The sequence below is a fragment of the Pseudomonas sp. GW821-FHT05D12 genome, assembly GCF_059419825.1.
In genome coordinates, this window is the sequence record NZ_JBWKSN010000008.1 from 269,644 (window position 1) to 288,646 (window position 19,003).

Annotated in this window: 16 protein-coding genes; 8 read left to right on the forward strand and 8 right to left on the reverse strand. The window is 63.4% G+C overall.

Going from position 1 to position 19,003, the window contains the following annotated elements:
- The first annotated feature begins 29 nt into the window (after positions 1-29).
- Positions 30-2,708, forward strand: a complete 2,679-nt coding sequence (mdeB, locus tag AC07SI_RS17405; RefSeq protein WP_495006167.1) for an alpha-ketoglutarate dehydrogenase — start codon at positions 30-32, stop codon at positions 2,706-2,708.
- 48 nt (positions 2,709-2,756) lie between these two features.
- Here mdeB and AC07SI_RS17410 read toward each other — a convergent pair whose 3' ends face one another.
- Positions 2,757-3,245: a DUF1289 domain-containing protein gene (locus AC07SI_RS17410; RefSeq protein WP_106804105.1), complete on the reverse strand. Its 489-nt coding sequence runs from the start codon at positions 3,243-3,245 to the stop codon at positions 2,757-2,759.
- Positions 3,246-3,483: 238 nt separating this feature from the next.
- Here AC07SI_RS17410 and AC07SI_RS17415 point away from each other — a divergent pair, with 238 nt between their 5' ends.
- Positions 3,484-3,783 (forward strand): putative quinol monooxygenase, encoded by a 300-nt coding sequence (locus tag AC07SI_RS17415; protein ID WP_065906690.1) that lies wholly within the window; start codon positions 3,484-3,486, stop codon positions 3,781-3,783.
- Between the two features lie 63 nt (positions 3,784-3,846).
- Here AC07SI_RS17415 and AC07SI_RS17420 read toward each other — a convergent pair whose 3' ends face one another.
- Positions 3,847-5,097, reverse strand: a complete 1,251-nt coding sequence (locus AC07SI_RS17420; protein WP_005788524.1) for a ribonucleotide-diphosphate reductase subunit beta — start codon at positions 5,095-5,097, stop codon at positions 3,847-3,849.
- 271 nt (positions 5,098-5,368) lie between these two features.
- Between AC07SI_RS17420 and AC07SI_RS17425 the strand changes: the two genes are divergently transcribed.
- The 5 genes from AC07SI_RS17425 to AC07SI_RS17445 all read left to right on the forward strand — a co-directional run bounded on the left by AC07SI_RS17425 (position 5,369) and on the right by AC07SI_RS17445 (position 10,468).
- Positions 5,369-5,845 (forward strand): GNAT family N-acetyltransferase, encoded by a 477-nt coding sequence (locus AC07SI_RS17425; RefSeq protein ID WP_495006168.1) that lies wholly within the window; start codon positions 5,369-5,371, stop codon positions 5,843-5,845.
- 104 nt (positions 5,846-5,949) lie between these two features.
- On the forward strand, positions 5,950-6,462 hold the full coding sequence (fae, locus tag AC07SI_RS17430; RefSeq protein ID WP_065906694.1) for a formaldehyde-activating enzyme: 513 nt from the start codon (positions 5,950-5,952) through the stop codon (positions 6,460-6,462).
- A 10-nt stretch (positions 6,463-6,472) separates the two neighbouring features.
- Entirely contained in the window at positions 6,473-7,507 is a 1,035-nt protein-coding gene (locus AC07SI_RS17435) for an aldo/keto reductase (RefSeq protein WP_065906695.1), read from the forward strand.
- Entirely contained in the window at positions 7,504-8,937 is a 1,434-nt protein-coding gene (locus AC07SI_RS17440) for an NAD-dependent succinate-semialdehyde dehydrogenase (RefSeq protein ID WP_495006169.1), read from the forward strand. The genes AC07SI_RS17435 and AC07SI_RS17440 overlap by 4 nt, the downstream gene beginning before the upstream one ends.
- A gap of 154 nt (positions 8,938-9,091) precedes the next feature.
- A complete protein-coding gene (locus AC07SI_RS17445; protein ID WP_120448429.1) occupies positions 9,092-10,468 on the forward strand; it encodes an MFS transporter in 1,377 nt (458 codons plus the stop codon).
- On the opposite strand, the gene AC07SI_RS17450 is transcribed toward AC07SI_RS17445, so the two are convergent.
- The 6 genes from AC07SI_RS17450 to AC07SI_RS17475 all read right to left on the reverse strand — a co-directional run bounded on the left by AC07SI_RS17450 (position 10,415) and on the right by AC07SI_RS17475 (position 17,808).
- Complete coding sequence (locus AC07SI_RS17450; protein WP_495006170.1) at positions 10,415-11,290, reverse strand: LysR substrate-binding domain-containing protein; 876 nt, start codon at positions 11,288-11,290, stop codon at positions 10,415-10,417. The genes AC07SI_RS17445 and AC07SI_RS17450 overlap by 54 nt on opposite strands.
- A 141-nt stretch (positions 11,291-11,431) precedes the next feature.
- A complete protein-coding gene (locus tag AC07SI_RS17455; RefSeq protein ID WP_120448430.1) occupies positions 11,432-12,601 on the reverse strand; it encodes a hypothetical protein in 1,170 nt (389 codons plus the stop codon).
- Positions 12,602-12,685: 84 nt separating this feature from the next.
- Positions 12,686-14,326, reverse strand: a complete 1,641-nt coding sequence (locus AC07SI_RS17460) for a dipeptide ABC transporter ATP-binding protein (RefSeq protein ID WP_262134689.1) — start codon at positions 14,324-14,326, stop codon at positions 12,686-12,688.
- Positions 14,327-14,328: 2 nt separating this feature from the next.
- Complete coding sequence (locus AC07SI_RS17465; RefSeq protein ID WP_120448432.1) at positions 14,329-15,165, reverse strand: ABC transporter permease; 837 nt, start codon at positions 15,163-15,165, stop codon at positions 14,329-14,331.
- Positions 15,162-16,115: an ABC transporter permease gene (locus AC07SI_RS17470; protein WP_201144220.1), complete on the reverse strand. Its 954-nt coding sequence runs from the start codon at positions 16,113-16,115 to the stop codon at positions 15,162-15,164. Before AC07SI_RS17470 ends, AC07SI_RS17465 begins: the two co-directional genes overlap by 4 nt.
- Positions 16,116-16,164: 49 nt before the next feature.
- Positions 16,165-17,808 (reverse strand): ABC transporter substrate-binding protein, encoded by a 1,644-nt coding sequence (locus tag AC07SI_RS17475; RefSeq protein ID WP_495006171.1) that lies wholly within the window; start codon positions 17,806-17,808, stop codon positions 16,165-16,167.
- A 256-nt stretch (positions 17,809-18,064) separates the two neighbouring features.
- On the opposite strand from AC07SI_RS17475, the gene AC07SI_RS17480 reads away from it, so the two are divergent.
- The gene (locus AC07SI_RS17480) at positions 18,065-18,997 is read left to right on the forward strand and encodes a LysR substrate-binding domain-containing protein (protein WP_495006172.1); all 933 of its coding nucleotides are present in this window, start codon (positions 18,065-18,067) and stop codon (positions 18,995-18,997) included.
- Positions 18,998-19,003 lie beyond the last annotated feature (6 nt).

Here is a 19,003-nt window from a genome sequence, read left to right on the forward strand (position 1 = left end):
TAAACTGGAAAAAAAGCCCGGAGGTGCCCATGAACGGTTTCGCGAGTGCAGTCAATCACACAGCCACGGATCAGTTGGAGCAGGACGAGTGGCGCGATGCCCTGGCCTCGCTGGTGGCCAACGCCGGACCCGAGCGCGCCCGCCAGATCCTCGACCTGCTGGCCCGCGACGCCAGTGCGCCGCACATCGACTGGACACCGCGCCACGGCACGCCCTACATCAACAGCATCAGCGTCGAGCAGCAGCCGGCGTTCCCCGGTGACCTTGCGACGGAAGAGCGCCTGGCCTCGCTGGTGCGCTGGAACGCGCTGGCCATGGTGGTGCGCGCCAACCAGGCGTATGGCGAACTCGGCGGCCACATCGCCAGCTACGCCAGTGCGGCGGATTTGTTCGAAGTGGGCTTCAACCACTTTTTTCGCGCCCGCAACGATGGGTTTGGCGGCGACCTGGTGTTCTACCAACCGCATTCCGCGCCGGGCATCTATGCGCGTGCGTTTCTCGAGGGGCGCCTGAACGAGGGCGACCTGGCCCACTATCGGCAGGAACTCGGCGGGCCAATAGCCGGTGCGCGCGGGCTCTCCAGCTATCCGCACCCATGGTTGATGCCGGACTTCTGGCAGTTCCCCACCGGCTCCATGGGCATTGGCCCGATCAGCTCGATTTTCCAGGCGCGCTTTATGCGGTACCTGCAGCATCGCGGCTTGCAGGACACCACCGACCGCCACCTGTGGGGCGTGTTCGGCGACGGTGAGATGGACGAGCCGGAGAGCATGTCTGCGCTGACCCTGGCCGCGCGCGAAGGCCTGGATAACCTGACGTGGGTGGTCAACTGCAACCTGCAGCGCCTCGACGGGCCGGTGCGCGGCAACGGGCGCATCATCGACGAACTGGAGGCGTTGTTCGGCGGCGCCGGCTGGAACGTGATCAAGCTGGTCTGGGGTTCGGATTGGGACGCCTTGCTCGCCAAGGATTCCGACGGCTCGCTGGTCGATACGCTGTCGAACACCGTCGATGGGCAATTCCAGACCTTCGCCGCCAAGGACGGTGCCTACAACCGCGAACACTTCTTTGGCCAGAGCGAGGCCTTGGCCAGGCTGGTCGAGGGCATGAGCGACGAACAGATCGACCGTCTCAAGCGCGGCGGCCACGACATGGTCAAGATCCACGCCGCCTACCACGCCGCGCGCCGCGTCAAGGGCAAGCCCACGGTGATCCTCGCCCAGACCAAAAAGGGCTTCGGCATGGGCGAGGCGGGGCAGGGCAAGATGACTACGCACCAGCAGAAGAAGCTTGATCGCGAGGCGCTGATCGCCTTTCGCAATCGCTTCCAGTTGCCGCTGAGTGATGAACAGGCCGAGTCGTTGAGTTTCTTCAAACCCGAGGACGACAGCCTTGAGCTGCGTTATCTGCATCAGCGGCGCAAGGCCCTGGGCGGTTATGTGCCCAGCCGCAGCCAGCTTGCTGCGCCGGTGAGCATCCCGCCCATGGCGGGCTATGCCGGTTTCGCCACAGCGGCCGACGGCAAGGAAATGTCCACCACCATGGCCTTCGTGCGCATGCTCACCCAGCTGCTCAAGGACAAGGCGCTGGGCCCGCGCATCGTGCCGATTGTGGCGGACGAGGCGCGCACCTTCGGCATGGCCAACCTGTTCAAGCAGATCGGCATCTATTCCAGCGTCGGCCAGCGCTACGAGCCGGAAGACATCGGCTCGATCCTCAGCTACCGCGAGGCCACGGACGGGCAGATCCTGGAGGAAGGCATCAGCGAAGCCAGCGCGATCAGCTCCTGGGTCGCAGCGGCCACCAGCTACTCGGTGCATGGCCTGCGCATGTTGCCGTTCTACATCTATTACTCGATGTTCGGTTTCCAGCGCGTGGGCGACCTGATCTGGGCCGCCGCCGACCAGCGCGCCCGCGGTTTCCTGCTCGGCGCCACTGCCGGGCGCACCACCCTCGGCGGCGAAGGCCTGCAGCACCAGGACGGCAGCAGCCACCTCACGGCCGCCACCGTGCCGAATTGCCGCGCCTATGACCCGGCATTTGCCGGCGAATTTGCAGTGATCCTCGACCACGGCATGCGCCAGATGCTGGAGCACGACGTGGACGAGTTCTACTACGTGACCCTGATGAACGAAAACTACCCGCAGCCGAGCCTGCCGGAAGGGGTTGAAGCGGCGATCATCAAGGGCCTGTATCGCCTGCAAGGCACCGCCGGCGCCCAGGTGCGCCTGCTCGGTGCGGGCACGCTGGTGCGTGAGGCGCAGGCTGCGGCGCAGTTGCTGGCAGACGATTGGCAGGTGAGCAGCGAAGTGTTCAGCGTGACCAGTTTCAGCGAACTCGCGCGTGAGGCGCGCGAGGTGGAACGCTGGAACCGCCTGCACCCGCAGGAAGCCGCGCGCACCAGCCACCTCGCGGATTGCCTGCCCACCGGCGCGCCGGTGATCGCGGTGTCTGACTACGTGCGCGCAGTGCCGCAGATGATTGGCTCGTACCTGGACTCGCGCTACACCGTGCTCGGCACCGATGGTTTCGGGCGCAGTGATACGCGGGCGGCGTTGCGCGATTTCTTTGAAGTGGACCGCCATCACCTGGTGCTGGCAGCGCTGACGGCGTTGGTGGAGCAGGGGAGCCTGCAGCCGCAGGTGTGCCAGCAGGCGATTGAGCGGTACGGCCTGCAGGCGGAACGCGAAGCTTCCTGGACCCGCTGAACCTGCAGGAGCCCGGCTGGCCGGGCTCCTACGGGGCAGCGGTGTTGGTCAGAGGGTGGCGATCAGGGCCGGCCCAAACGCTTCTTTCAAGAAAACCGGGGCGATATACCGCTCGTAATGCGCCTCGGACAGCAGGAAAAACTCGCGGTCAATCGCATCGCGCAAATCCGCCAGGCTGCGCTCGCGAAACTCCGGCAGCAGCGCCAGGCCATACGCATCCAGCTTGGAGATCACCCGCGCACCCCGCGCGATCAGCTGGTAGGCCCAGCAATACGGCGACTGATGCGGCATGAAGCGAATCTTGCGGTCTTCCAGCTGCTGGCGCAGGCGCTGCGGGTCAAGCACTTCGAGCTTGCTGGCCATCACCTGCACCAACAGTTGTTCCAGGCGCAGCCACACCGCCTGCTTTTCATCGGCGTTGTAGCCATTCCACTGGATGACTTCATGGTGATAACGCTTGCACCCCCGGCAGACCAGGTCACCGTAGACGGTAGAGCACAGGCCGACGCAGGGCGTCTTGATGGTTTGATTGGGCATAAATAGCGACTGCTTTTCTAATCAAGAAAACGTGGGCTCATTTTCAATCTGGTGATGAAAGTGTTAGCGCGTTTTGTCGGTTTTTCTTTGTGGCTGAGCGGGCAAAGATGGGCGCATTCCACACCGAGTACCGATCATGAAACCCACCCTCAAACCCCTGGGATACTGGCTCTGCGCAGCGATGATTGCCGTTGCGAGCAGCGTCTCCGCAAGTCCGCCCTCTAACGGAGCTACCGTCATGAACAAACCGCTGGTATCGATCGCAGTCCTCAAGGCCAAGCCAGGCAAACAACAGGCGCTCAAGGAAGGCTTGTTGGCGCTGGTGGAGCCTACGCGCACAGAACCCGGCAACCTTGACTATGTGCTGTATGAACTGCGGGACGAGCCCGGCACGTTCTACATGCGTGAAGCGTTCAAGGACCAGGCGGCACTCGATGCGCATTTTGCGACGCCATACTTTCAGCGGTTTGCCGCGACGGCGGATGAGCTGCTCAGCGAGCCGTTGAAGCTGATCTTCCTGGAGCAGGTTTCCAACTGAGGAGCGATGGCGGTCTTCAGGGCGCTATCGCCGACTTGCCGGCGATAGCGTCCACAAGATCAATCAATCCCAGCTCAACGCACCGCCAGTCTGGTACTCGATCACACGGGTCTCGAAGAAGTTCTTCTCTTTCTTCAAGTCCATGATCTCGCTCATCCACGGGAACGGATTCGTCGTCCCTGGATACTCTTCCTTCAACCCAATCTGCGACAGGCGACGGTTGGCGATGAACTTGAGGTAGTCCTCCATCATCGCCGCGTTCATGCCCAACACGCCGCGCGGCATGGTGTCACGCGCGTATTCGATTTCCAGCTGAGTCCCTTGCAGGATCATCTGGGTCGCTTCTTCTTTCATCTCGGCATCCCACAAGTGTGGGTTTTCGATTTTGATCTGGTTGATCACGTCGATACCGAAGTTCAGGTGCATCGACTCGTCGCGCAGGATGTACTGGAACTGCTCGGCGACGCCGGTCATTTTATTGCGACGGCCCATCGACAGGATCTGGGTGAAGCCGCAGTAGAAGAAGATGCCTTCCAGGACGCAGTAGTAGGCGACCAGGTTGCGTAGCAGCTCCTTGTCAGTCTCGACGGTGCCGGTTTCGAACTTCGGATCGGAGATCGAACGGGTGTATTTCAGGCCCCAGGCGGCTTTTTTCGCGACCGATGGGATCTCGTGGTACATGTTGAAGATTTCGCCTTCATCCATGGCCAGCGATTCGATGCAGTACTGGTAGGCGTGGGTGTGGATCGCTTCTTCGAAGGCCTGGCGCAGGATGTACTGGCGGCACTCCGGGTTGGTGATCAGGCGGTACACGGCCAGGACCAGGTTGTTGGCGACCAGCGAGTCGGCGGTGGAGAAGAAGCCGAGGTTGCGCATGACGATGCGACGTTCGTCGTCGGTCAGGCCTTCGGGGTTTTTCCACAGGGCGATGTCGGCGGTCATGTTGACCTCTTGCGGCATCCAGTGGTTGGCGCAGCCGTCGAGGTACTTCTGCCAGGCCCAGTCGTACTTGAAGGGCACGAGTTGGTTGAGGTCGGCGCGGCAGTTGATCATGCGCTTTTCGTCAACGGCGACGCGGGCGGCGGAGCCTTCCAGCTCGGCGAGGCCTTCGGCGACGTCGAGTTTGTCGAGGGCGGCCTTGGCGCGGATGATCGCGGCGGAGTCGTTGGCCGTCACGTTGCGCGCTTCCAGCGCGGCGGCGGCGCCTGCGCCATCCAGGCGGTCCATGTTGGCTTCACTGGCGTGGCCGGCGTTGGCGCCCTTGATCACCGCTGCACCGGTGTCTTCGTTGTCGACTTCATCCCAACTCAGCATTGAAATACTCCTTCCTGGTCTGTTCTGACGGCGTGTGAACCCGTCCAAAAATATGTAATTTGCAGGCTACTAGGCATTGAAATACTGCGCGTAGTGTGGTCGGTAAATATCGATTCTGCACACTATGTAGTGGTCTGTTCTGTTTGTGGGCACACTATATGGTGTGTAACAAAGATGGTCAACGCACAAGATGTACGCTCTTGAGTGGCTGGCGTGACGTGGGTCAGCTATAAAGACCGGCATTATTGACCCGAATCAGGACCTCAAGGGAATGAGTCATTTATTGATCCGCGCCGCCCGTCTGGAAGACGCCGAAGGCATTTTCCAGGTGCATAAAGACTCCGTCGAAAGCCTCTGCCACGCCGATTACGGCCCCACCCAGATCAGCATGTGGCTGGATGGCCGCTCGCCCGAGACGTACCGCGAGGCAATCGTCGCCGGCAATGTGTGGCTGGCCTGCACGGACGTGATCCAGGGGTTCGTGGAAATCGATGGCCACGAAGTCAGCAAACTGTTTGTGCGTGGCCAGGCCGCCGGGCATGGCGTAGGGGCTCGCCTGCTGCGCGAAGCGCTGGCGCGCATCGAAGCCGCCGGTCATGCCAAGGCGTATCTGGAAGCGACCCTCACCGCCGAAAAATTCTATGCCGCGAGCGGCTTTCGCAAGATTGGCGAGGGCACCTTCAGCCGTGGCAACAGCCCGGTTTGCATCGAGATCATCAAGATGGAGCGTGCTTTCCCGGGGGCATGAGAAAAACTCACAGCCCCATGACTTTTAATGGTTACGCCCGCCCTCAGCGCCAGTGCTAAAAAATCGCCAACCAGCTCCCCATAACAACAAAGAGCGTTTGCGAAATGAAAACACTGGATCTGTACATCGGCGAAGGCTTTGAAGGCCCGGGCGTCAACGCGGCCCACATCAATATCCTGATCGGCCCGCGCAACGGCCCGGCCGGCCAGGCGTTCGCCAACAGCCTGGCGTCTCCCAGCCAAGGGCATTGCCCGTTCATGGTGATCGCCCAGCCGAACATCCCGGTCAAGCCCATGACCCTCTACGTCAACAAGGCCGCGATCGGCAGCGACCTGCACGGCAACGCCACCTGGGGCGCGTCCCAGGCCGGGATCGCCAAGGCCGTGCTCGAAGCGTTGCTGGACGGCACCTTGCCGGCCGAGGCCGAAGACGAGTGGGCCATCGTCACCGCCAACTGGGTCAACCCGGCCTGCGACGACCTCGACGCCGTCTACCTGAACAACTACAACGCCTGCCGCACCGCGATCCGTGCCGCCCTCACCGGTACGCCGTACACCGCGCAACTGGCGGACGTGGTCAACCAGATCAGCAACCCTTTCTACACGCCTAAAGCCTGAGGACATCCCCATGCAATACATTCGTTTGGGCAACTCCGGCCTGCAAGTCTCGCGCCTGTGCCTGGGCACCATGAACATGGGCACCCCGGACTGGAAACCGTGGATCTTCGACGAGAAGCAAAGCGAGCCGATCGTCGCCCACGCCCTGGCCAACGGCGTCAATTTCATCGACCTGGCCGACTTCTATTCCGCCGGGGTCGGCGAGGAAGTGGTGGGGCGCATCCTCAAGCGCGTCGCCCGGCGTGACGAGATCGTGGTCACCACCAAGGTCGGCTACGGCACCCGCAGCGGCATCAACGCCAGCGGCCATTCGCGCAAGCACATCATGGACAGCATCGACGCATCCCTCAGCCGCCTGGGCATGGATTACGTCGACGTGTTCATGCTGCATTACTTCGACGTGAACACCCCGGTCGAAGAAACCATGAGCGCCCTCAATGACATCGTGCGCTCCGGCAAGGCGCGCTACATCGGCGTGTCGACCATGCTCACCGGCCAGCTGGCGAAAATTCTCCTGGCCTGCGAACGCAATGGCTGGGTCAAGCCGATCAACATGCAGCTGCAACTGAACTGCGCCTACCGCGAGGAAGAGCGCGAGATGATCCCGTTCTGCCGCGACCAAGGCCTCGGCGTGTCGGTGTTCAGCCCGCTGGCGCGCGGCTTGCTCACCGGCGAGGTGCAATCGACGCGCAACCAGACCGACTTCTTCACCCAGCAGATGTACAGCGACCAAACCTCGTTCGATATCGCCCATTCGGTGCAGCGTGTGGCACGTGCCCGTGGCGTGTCCAACGCGCAGATCGCCCAGGCGTGGGTCGCCAACCATCCAGGTGTCGATGTGATGCTGGTCGGCGCCGACACCACCGCGCAGTTCGACAGCGCGCTGGCCGCCCTCGATACCCAATTGGATGCCGAAGAACTGCATGAGCTGGAACGCAACTACACACCGTGCGATGTGATCAACGACTACACCGCCGGCAAGCGCATCCTGCGTGCGGCCCGTCCGGGCCTGGACCGTTTCAACCTGATCGAGGCCGTGGCATGAACCCGCTGATCCGTACTGGCAACTACATCGATGGCCAATGGTCCAGCGGTGGCCCGACCTACCCGGTGCTCAACCCGGCGAATGGCGCGCTGATCGCCGACGTCCAACGCGCCGGCGCTGAGCACACCGACCTGGCCATCGCCGCCGCCCACCGCGCGTTGCCGGCCTGGCGCACGCTCACGGCCAAGGAGCGCAGCCAGCGCCTCAAGCGCTGGAGCGAGCTGATGCTCAGCCATCAGAAAGACCTCGCGCAGTTGCTCAGCCTCGAGCAGGGCAAGCCCTTCGCCGAAGCCATGGGCGAAGTGGTCTACGCCGCGAGCTTCCTGGAGTGGTTTGGCGAAGAGGCCAAGCGTGCCTATGGCGACGTGATTCCGAGCCACAAGGCCGATGCCCGCATCATCGTGACCAAGGAAGCCATCGGCGTGGTCGCGGCGATCACGCCGTGGAATTTCCCCCTGGCGATGGTCACCCGCAAGGTAGGCCCGGCGCTGGCGGCGGGCTGCACGATGATCCTCAAGCCCTCGGAAGAAACCCCGCTGTCGGCCTTCGCCCTGGCGGTCCTTGCCGAGCAGGCCGGCATTCCGGCCGGTGTGTTCAATATTGTCTCCGGTGACGCCGTGGCCATCGGCGGCGCGCTGCAGGCCTCCAGCGTGGTGCGCAAGCTGTCGTTCACCGGCTCCACGCGCACCGGCAAACTGCTCATGCGCCAGGCGGCGGACACGCTGAAAAAAGTCTCGCTGGAACTGGGCGGCAACGCGCCGTTCATTGTGTTCGACGACGCCGACCTCGACGCCGCCGTCAAAGGCGCGATGGCGTCCAAGTTCCGCAATACCGGGCAGACCTGTGTGTGCGTCAACCGCTTCTTTATCCAGGACGGCGTGTATGACGCGTTCACCACCAAACTTGCCGAGGCGGTCAAGGCCATGCGCGTCGGCAGCGCCCTGGACGGCGACACCGAGCAAGGCCCGCTGATCAACGCCGCCGCGCTGGCCAAGGTTGAAGCCCACGTGGGCGACGCCTTGGAAAAGGGCGCCAAGCTGTTGTGCGGCGGCCGGCGCCATGCGCTGGGCGGCACCTTCTTCGAGCCGACCATCCTCACCGAAGCCCACGGCGAGATGCTGATCGCCCAGGAAGAAACCTTCGGCCCGGTGGCGGCGTGCTTCCGCTTCAGCGATGAAGCCGAGGTGCTGCAGCGCGCCAATGACACGCCCTTCGGCTTGTCGGCCTATTTCTACAGCCGCGACATCGGCCGTGTGTGGCGCATGGCCGAAGGCCTGGAGGCGGGCATGGTCGGCATCAATGAAGGGATCATCTCCACCGAAGTCGCGCCGTTTGGCGGCATCAAGGAATCCGGCCTCGGCCGCGAAGGCTCCAAGTACGGCCTGGATGATTACCTGGAGATCAAATACCTGTTGATGGGCGGGCTGTAGAACCCAGGTTTGCAAACAGCAGAGGTCGACTGTGGGAGCTGGCTTGCCTGCGACAGCGGGACGCCAGCGCCCCATGCTTCGACCGATCCACCGCTCGCACCACAAGGCGCACGCCCACCGTTACTCCATCAAAAACAACAATAGGGAGAACACCATGACCGCCCAACCCGTCAATATCGACGACCTGCCGATCGGCCGCTTTCACCTGAAGATCGCCGGCCTGACCTTCGGCGCGCACTTCACCGATGGCTACATCCTCGGCCTGATCGGTATCGCTTTCACCCTGCTCAGCCCACAGATGCAACTCGACGCCTTGTGGCAAGGCTTGATCGGCGCCTCGGCGCTGATCGGGCTGTTCCTCGGCAGCCTGTTTTTCGGCTGGATCTCCGACACCCTCGGCCGGCAGAAAATCTTCCTGGTCAGCTTTGTGTTGATCACTGTCGCCTCGGTCATGCAGTTCTATGCCGAAACGGCCATGGGCCTGTTGTTGTGCCGCATCCTCATCGGCATTGGCCTGGGCGGTGATTTCAGTGTCGGCCATGCCATGCTGGCGGAGTTCTCGCCGAAGAAACATCGCGGCGTGTTGCTGGGCTCATTCAGTGTGATCTGGACCTTCGGCTACGTGGCCGCAACCTTTGTCGGCACGGCGATGCTCAGCCTGGGTGACGATGCCTGGCGCTGGATGCTGGCGTCCTCGGCGATTCCCGCCGGGCTGATCCTGATCGCGCGTATTGGCACCCCGGAATCACCGCGCTGGCTGATCAACCGTGGGCGCATCGCCGAAGCCCGCGCCATCGTCAAGAAGCACCTCGGCGAACACGTGGTCCTCGATGAAGAACCGTCGACGCAGACCCGCTCGGGCTACGGCGTCCTGTTCAGCCGTGAATACCGCAAGCGCACGGCGTTCAACTGCCTGTTCTTTGTGTGCATCGTGATGCCGTACTTTGCGATCTACACGTTCCTGCCGTCGATCCTGCAGAAGATGGGCCTGTCCCAGGGCTTTGGCACCGAACTGCTGCTCAACCTGCTGCTGATTGTCGGTGCGCTGATCGGCATCTGGTGCACGGTGAAGTTCTCGCGCCGGGGCTTCCTGATCAACTCGTTCATCATCCTCGCCGTCGCGCTGTTCCTGCTCGCGGTGTTGCCGGGCAGCATGGCCTGGCTGATGGTGCTGACCTTCGGCGTGTTCACCCTGGTGTTGTCGGCGGTGAGCAACCTGGTCGGGGTGTTCCCGGCAGAAAGCTTCCCCACCGAAGTGCGTGCCAGCGGCATCGGCCTGGCGACGGCGGTGAGCCGCCTCGGCTCGGCGGTCAGTACCTTCCTGCTGCCGGTGAGCGTGGCCGGCATCGGCTTGAGCCCGACCATGGGCATTCTCTCGGCGATCCTGGTGCTGGGCGCGCTCATTTCCTGGGCCTGGGCGCCGGAAACCAAGGCGTTGACCTTGAGCCAGGCGTGCAAGGCCGAGGCGCCCGTGCCATCAGGGATTGCTGACCTGGCCCAGCCACTGCGTAAACAGCCGAACCTTGGATAAGCCCAGCTTGTCCGGCGCCACATCCAGCCAATAGCCATACGGGCCGATCACCTCCACGGGGGTGATCGGCAGCAGGCTGCCATTGGCCAATTCCCGCTCGATCATCTGCCGGTCGATCACCGCCAGGCCACCGCCTGCCAGCGCGGTATGAATCACCTGGTCGAGGGTGCTGAATTCCAGGCCCTGGTCCGCATCGATGTCCTCCCGGCCCATGGCCGCCAGCCAGTTCTCCCAGACCTTCAAGCGCTTGCCGTCGTGCAGGATATGCAGCAGCGGGGCGCGGCGCAGGTCGGGCGGCTGGCCGTCGCTGAACAGCTCCGGGCTGGCCACGGCGATGTGGCGTTCCATCACCAGCAATTCACTGCTGCAATGCAGCGCCGGTTCCAGGCCGAAGCGGATCTGGCAGTCGATTTCCGCCAGGCTTGCGTGACTGTTTTGATGGGTGACGCTGAGGTTGATGTCCGGGTAGCGCTCGCAAAAGCGCCGCAAGTGCGCGGACAGCCAGCGCGTGGCCCAGGTCGGCGGCGCGACGATGCGCAGGCGCTGGCGCAGGTTGGGCACGCGCACGGCCTGCAGGGCTCGCTCGATATGGTCGAAGGCGTCACTCAGGTGCGGCGAGAGGGCAAAGCCGGCTTCGGTCAGGGCCAGGCCTTGCGGCGTGCGGATGAACAGAGCGACACCGAGGTAGTCCTCCAACTGCTTGATCTGCCGGCTGACCGCACCTTGGGTCACGTTGAGGCCGACGGCGGCCTGGCTGAAGCTGCGGTGGCGGGCGACTTCTTCGAAGACGCGGAGCATGTTGAGGGAGGGCAGTTGGCGCATGAAATGGATTCCACACCGGTTGTTTTTATAGTGCTTTTGGCGGCCTCTTCGCGAGCAAGCCCGCTCCCACATTTTGACCGCGGCGCCGATCAAATGTGGGAGCGGGCTTGCCCGCGAAGGCGTCAGTAATGACGCCGCCTATTAGAAGTAATACCCAATGTTCATGTACAGCTGATTTTCCCATTGGTTACTACCCCCAGCCCCCAAGCTCTGGGTATAGCTGCTCCCACCAATGTACGGATCGTTCTTGCCGATCAACCATTCCGTCGCCACCCACAACTTGCTGACCGAAAACGACGTCCCCAGAATCACCCGCTGCGAGGTCTTGAACTGATCCTCGGATTTATCGAACGCACTGTAGTTGGCATACAGCTTCACCCCACTGACCTGGTCGAACAGGTACTTGCCGCCGACGTCATAACTCAGGTCCGCCACATACAAATTGCCCCGGCTGGCCACGTTGAAGGTGCCGTCATAACCGCCCAACGTGACCACGCTGTCGGTGCCCGCGTTGCGCGGTGACATCTGTTGGCGCGCTGCCTGCAGCTGCAGGCCCCACGGGCCGTTCTTGCCCAGGTAGTGGACGGCTACTGCGTTGCGGCGGCCGTCGTTGCCGGTGTCTTTGTTTTCCAGGGTGGAGGTCAGGCCGGACACGCCGACTTCGGACTTCCAGCCGCCCAGGTCGAGGGCCTTGGCCACGCGCAGCACCACGGTGTTGCGTTCCTGGTTGTCGCTGCCGTCGGCGACGTAGCTGTCGGCGCCGGAGACCACGCTGGAATAGGTCACGCCCTTGCTGGTGCCTTTGCCTTGCCAGGCCGGACGCAGGTAGTAGCCGGCCTGGACGTTCCAGTCGCCGGTCTGCTGCACGTACTTGGCACCGACCTGCTGCACGTCTTCCAGGCCGATCACGTTGCCGAGGGTTTCATAGAAGGTGCTGCCGAAGTACGGCTGCAGCCCGAACGGCACGGTGTTGAGGCCGACTTGCACCTGTTGCTCGGGGTTGAACTTGTAGCCGACCCAGGCGAACTTGGCGAACTGGATATCGCCGTAGTTCTTGGTGTACTGGTAGGGGTACGAGCGCCCGTAGAACCGGTACTGCGCTTCGCCGATCCAGCTATCGGAGTTGTACTTGGCGCTGAGGTACACGGTGTCGAGGCCGAACTTCTGGATGTCGCGGTCCGGGTCATAGTCCCAGCGTGCCCGGATGGCGCCGCCGAGGTCGAGGTTATCGGTGACTTGCACGGCCATGGCCGGCGCCGCGAGGGCGCCGAGCACAGGGATAAGGGTGAAGTAGCGCATCGTTGGTCGCATGGTTTTACTCTCGTTTTTAGTTATTTTTGCCAACAGCAGCCCGTTGCCGCAGCGAACGCTGCGACGCGGGGAAAAGGTTTCAACTCAGTGCGCGGCGGGGCGGATCAGCCGTAGCGGCGGCCCGGCCGCCGGCAATTGCGACGCGCCGGGAGCCGCGGCGAGCAATGCCTGGGTGTAGGCGTTCTGCGGGCGCAGCAGCACCTGTTCGGCGGTGCCGTATTCGACCACCTCGCCCTGGCGCATCACCGCGATGTGGTCGCTGATCTGCGCCGCCACGCGCAGGTCGTGGGTGATGAACAGGATGCTCAGGTTCAACTGCTGCTGCAGCGTGGCGAGCAATTCCAGTACCTGCTTTTGCACCGACACATCCAGCGCCGACACGCTTTCATCGGCGATCAGCACTTCCGGGCGCATCGCCAGGGCGCGCGCAATGCCGATGCGCTGGCGCTGGCCGCCGGAGAACTGCCGAGGCTTGCGCTGCAGGGCGTCGCGCTTGAGGCCCACCTGCTCGAGCAGGTCGCCAGCTTCGGCCCAGGCATCCTTGGCCGACAGCCCACGCAATTGCGCGGCGCGCGCGATGATATCGCCGACACGGTGGCGGGGATTGAGCGAGCCATACGGGTCCTGGAAAATCATCTGGATACGCCGGCGATTGGCGGCCAAAGCCGCGCCGCGCAGGGCCAGGAAGTCGGTGTCGCCGACCCACACATGGCCACTGTCGCTGTCCACCAGGCGGATCGCGGCCTTGACCAGCGTGCTTTTGCCCGAGCCGGATTCGCCGACAATCGCCAGTGTCTTGCCGCGCGGCAGGTTCAGCGACACATCGCGCAGCGCCGCCACCGAACTGCCGCCGACCGTGTAGGTCTTGGTCAGGTGCTCGATGCGCAAGGCCATTTCGCCGTCCTCGCTCGGCACATGCAGTTCGGGGTGCAGCGCCGGCACCGCCGCAATCAGCTTGCGGGTGTAGGCATGAGCCGGCGCATTCAGTACCTGGTCACGTGCGCCGATTTCCACCAGGCGGCCACCTTCCATCACCGCGATGCGGTCGGCAATCTGTGCCACCACGCCAAAGTCGTGGGTGATAAACAGGATGCCGTGCTGCCCGCGCCCACGCAGGTCGCGCACCAGCTTCAGCACTTGGGCCTGGGTGGTCACGTCGAGGGCGGTGGTGGGTTCGTCGGCGATCAGCAGGTCCGGGTTCATCGCCAGGGCCATGGCAATCACCACGCGCTGGCATTGCCCACCGGACAACTGGTGCGGGAAGCTGTTGGCGATGCGCGGCGGGTCCGGCAGTTGCGTGGACGCCAACAGCGCAAGCATGCGTTCGCGGCGCTCGGCGGCGGGCATCTGCGGCGCATGAATGTCGAAGATCTCTTCGACTTGCCTGCCGATGCGAATCGCCGGGTTGAGTGCGGCCATCGGCTCCTGGAAAATCATCGCAATGCGGTTGCCGCGCAATGCCCGCAGGCGCGCGTCGTCGAGGCGGCAGATATCCTCGCCGAGGAAGTCGATGACCCCACCGGCATGCCGCAGGCCCTTGGCGTAATCGCCCATGATCGCCGCCGACAGCACGGACTTGCCCGAGCCCGACTCGCCGATCACACAGAGGATTTCGCCCTTGCGCACGTCCAGGCTGATGCCTTGCACGGCGTGGCTGCGGTCGGCGCCCTTGGGCAGTTCGACGGACAGGTTGTCGACTCGCAATACGGTTTGCTGGCTGCTCATGCTCAACTCCTTGCGCCTTGCTGCGCGTGTTCATCCAGCCCGTCGGCGAGCAGGCTCAGGCCGAGCATCAGGGTGGAGATGGCGATGCAGGGGAAGATCACCAGGTGCGGGAAGGAAATGGCCATGGCGCGGCCGTCATTGATCATGCCGCCCCAGTCCGGGGTCGGTGGCGGCAGGCCGAGGCCGAGGAAACCGAGGGCGCCGATCATGATCGCGGTGTAGCCGATGCGCAGGCAGAAATCGACGATCAGCGGCCCGCCGCAGTTGGGCAGGATTTCCACCAGCATGATCCGCAGCGAGCCTTCGCCCTGGGTGATGGCGCTGAGCACGTAGTCGCGCGAGCGGATGTCGATGGTCAGCGCGCGCATGATGCGAAAGATCGCCGGCGCGCTGGTGAAGGTCACCGCGATCAGGATGTTCAGCGCCGAAGCGCCGAGGGCGATGATGATCACGATGTACAGCACCAGCACCGGGAACGACAGCACGGTGTCGGCCACATACGACAGCACCGCGTCGACCCAGCCATTGAAGTAACCGGCGCACAGGCCCATGGCGATGCCCACGGCAAAGGCGGTGAGGGTGGCGAGGATCGACCAGAACAGCACGGTGCGCGTGCCCCAGATCAGCCGCGAGAGGATGTCGCGGCCAATCATGTCGGTGCCCAGCAGGAACCGCGCGCCGTCATCGCCGGCAGTCAGCGGGGTCAGCAGCGGCGTGAAGCTTTCCAGCGGATCATGCGGCGCCAGCCACGGCGCGCACAGGGCGATCAGCACCCAGCCGCCGACCAGCAGCAGGCCGAGCAGCGCCAGCGGATGCTTGAAGGATTTGAGCAGGTTCATGGGCGGCCTCCGCCGAGACTGCGCAGGGTGATGCGCGGGTTGAGCCAGGTGTAGGCGAGGTCCGAGAAGATCTTGCTGATGCCCACCACCACGCCGCTGATCATCGCGCAGGCTTCGATCAGGTAGACGTCATGGTTGAGCGAAGCGGTATAGAGCAGCGAGCCGAAGCCTTTGTAGGCGAAAAACACCTCCACCACGATCACGTTCGACAGCAGCCAGGGGATGTACAGCATGATCACCGTGACCGGCGCGATCAGCACATTGCGCAGCGCGTGGCGCAGCACGATGCGTGCAGTGGAGGCACCTTTGAGGCGCGCGGTGCGGATGTACGGCGCCTGCATCACCTCGACCATCGACGCGCGGGTGATACGCGCCAGGTAGCCGATGCCAAACAGGCACAGCACCATCAGCGGCAGCACCAGTTCCACGGCGCTGAAGCCGTCACTCATGCTGCTGACACCGGGCAGCCAGTTGAGCCAGAACACAAAGATCGCCGAGACGAATACGGCGCTGGCGAAGTCCGGGATCGAGGTGGTGACGATCGACAGGAACGACACCAGCCGGTCGACCGGCGAGCCCTGGCGGATCCCCGCGAGGACGCCCAGGGTCAGCGCCACCGGCACCATCACCAGCAAGGCCAGCCCGGCCAGGGTCAGGGTTTGCCAGAGGTTGGGCAGCAGCAGCTTGAGCACCGATTCGCGAAAGTACACCGAAGTGCCCCAGTCGCCGCTGACGAAATCCTTCAACCACACCAGGTAACGCCACGCGAACGGCTGGTTATAGCCGTGTTCCAGCAGCCACGCGGCGCGCTGGTCGGCGGCGGAGTAGGGGCCGAGAACGTTGATTGCCACGTCCTCGATATTCAGTTCCAGCGCCAGGAACACAATCAGCGACACCGACAGCAGGGTCGCCAGCAGCATCAGCAATTTGCGCAGTAGAAAATGAGCCATCAGGTGCACGCTCCGACGGGGGGATGGGAAGGGGTGTTGCGCCTGTCGATCAGGCGCTCAGCCAAACACTGCCCATGGGGTAGAAGTCGGAGGGGTGGACCTGGAAGCCCTGGACCTTTTTGCTCACGGCGGTGAACTTATCGCCCCAGAACGGCTGCACGATCACGCACGCGTCCTGCAGGATCTGCTCGACGTCCTGCATGGCCGCCGCGCGTTGCTTGGGGTCGATGATGCCCATGGCCTTGTCCAGGGCCGCATCAAAGGCCGGGTCGTGGTAGTGGCTTTCGTTCCAGGCGCCGCCGCCACGGTAGGCCAGCTCCAGGGACATCACCCCGAGCGGGCGGTGGGCCCAGTAGGTCAGGCTGAACGCGGCCTTGTCCCAGATCGGCCAGTACTGGGCCGCGGGCACCACTTTGAGGTTGATGCGGATGCCGGCTTCCAGGCAGTTCTGTTGCAGGATCTGTGCGCAATCCTGCTCATAGCGGCCCTGTGTGTTGCCGACGATCAGGTCGATGTCCAGGCCATTGGCAAACCCGGCCTCGACCAGCAGTTTTTTCGCCGCCGCCACGTCGCGCTCGCGCTTGGGCAACGCAAAGTACTCGGGATGAGAGGGCGCCACGTGGTGGTCTTCGCCGAGGGTGCCCATGCCGCGATAGGCGACCTTGAGCATTTGCGCGTTATCGGCGCACAGCACCACGGCCTTGCGCACCCGCACATCGGTGAACGGCTTCTGGTCGCAGGCCATGCGCATCACCACGGTCTGCGCGGATTTGCAGCTGAGCAGCTGCGCGCCCGGCAAGCGCTTGGCCAGGTCGAGTTCGGCCACGGTCACGCGGTACAGCACGTCGACCTGGCCGGCCTGCAGGGCGGCCAGGTGGGTGGACACGTCGGTGCCCATGTCGATATAGCGCACCTCGTCGAGATTGGCCGGCTTGCCCCAATAGTCGGCGCGCTTGGCGAACGTCGCCTGCTTGTTGACCGCGAATGACACCAGCTTGAATGGCCCGGTCGCCAGCGGGTTCTTGGCCCAGTCATCGCCAGCCTTGAAGCTGCGATGGACCATGGCGCAGGTGAACGCGTTGAGCATCTCCGGGATCGCCAGGATCGGCCGCTTGAGTTGCAGGCGGAACTGGTAGTCGCTGACTTTTTCGAAGGCCTTGATGTCCTGGAACGCCGTGCGGTTGACCGACTTGGAGTCCGCGGCGATCCAGCGCTGGATATTGTGCTGGACATCGTCGACGTTGAAGCTGTCGCCGTTGCTCCACTTCACGTCCTGGCGCAGGTTGAAGGTCCAGGTGGTGAGGTCGTCGGACGGGCTCCAGCTTTCGGCGAGGTACGGGTGGGTGATGTTGTCGGCGTCGACCCAGGTCAGGTATTCCAGCGCATTGCGCAGCAGGTTCGACGCTTCGATCCAGGTGATCAGCATCGGGTCCTGGATTTCCTGGATCGCGCAGGCAAAACGCAGGCTGCCGCCTTGGCGGGCCGGCGTGCCGTCGGCGGCCTGGGCATCGTTGCCGAGCAGGGCTGAGCCGATAAAGCTGCTGGCGCTGGCCACGGTGATGCCAAGGAGGGCGGCGGTGCGCAGGAATTGCCGGCGGTTGATCTCGCCGCTTTGCACCTGATTGCACAGGGCTTCGACGGCGGGGTGCGGCGCGTTACCGTCCAGGGTCGCTAAAACGTTGGAATCGGACATGGGGCTGCTCTCATGTTGTTTTTATTAGAGATGCCCGCAGTTTTGTCATCGGTGCGACGATCGACAAACGATAAATTCAGCGGTTAAACGTTCCTTAAACGCATGTTAGTCGGCGTGGCGGTGACGGTGTGTCGAGATAGACGCGCCGCTGGCGTGGCGATCGTTACTGCGCGATACAAAAAATCATGTTGGCTAGGAAAAAACTGCTGGCTCATGGGATGCTTGGCGCCTCGTCAGTCGTCCTCGAGTGCTTCCCATGAAACGCAAAATGCCCGGGCTCAATGCCCTCAAGGCTTTCGAAGTGGCCGGCAGTACCGGCAGTTTTACCCGGGCTGCCGAGCTGCTGAACGTGACCCAGAGCGCGGTCAGCCGCCAGGTCCGGCAGTTGGAAGACCAGTTGGGCGAGAACTTGTTGGAGCGTCGTCACCATCACCTCGAACTGACCAGCGCCGGGCGCGTGTTGCTGCGCGCGCTGCACCAGTCGTTCGACAAGATCGAGTTGACGGTGCGCAGCATCCAGCAGAAAACCCACTCCAACCGGCTGCACGTCAACGCGCCGCCGACCTTCACCAGCCGCTGGCTGATGCCCCGCCTGGGGCGTTTGCGCGAGGCCCATCCGGAGCTGGAACTGAGCATCACCACCTGTTTGCAGGACAGCCTGGCGCAGACCAGCACGCTGGATTGCGCGATTCGGTTTGGCAACGGCGAATGGGATGGCCTCGACAGTTCGTTGCTGATACAGGAGCGGCATATCGCCGTGTGCGCGCCGTCGCTGTATGCCCGTGAGTGCAGCGACGAGGGCGTGGACCTCAACCGCATGACCTTGTTGCATGTGCTGGCCAGCGAAGACCAGCGTTATCTGACCTGGAAACACTGGCTGGACGCGGCGCGCATCCACGGTGTGGATACCCAGGGCGGGTATGAATTCGACCTGCTGGACCTGGCCATTCGCGCGGCCACCGATGGGTTGGGGATCACCATTGCCGACTGGCATATGGTCGCGGCGGAGTTGGCATCGGGGCAGTTGACCCAGGTGCTGAACGTGCATGTGGAGGGGCATCAGTCCTATTGGCTGGTGACGCGGCCGGAGCAGACGGATTTGCCGCAGTTGCAGGTGTTCAGCCAGTGGTTGCAGGAAGAGATCTGGTTGGCGCAGCGGCAGTTGGAGCCGTCTACGGCGGCGAACTGACGGTTT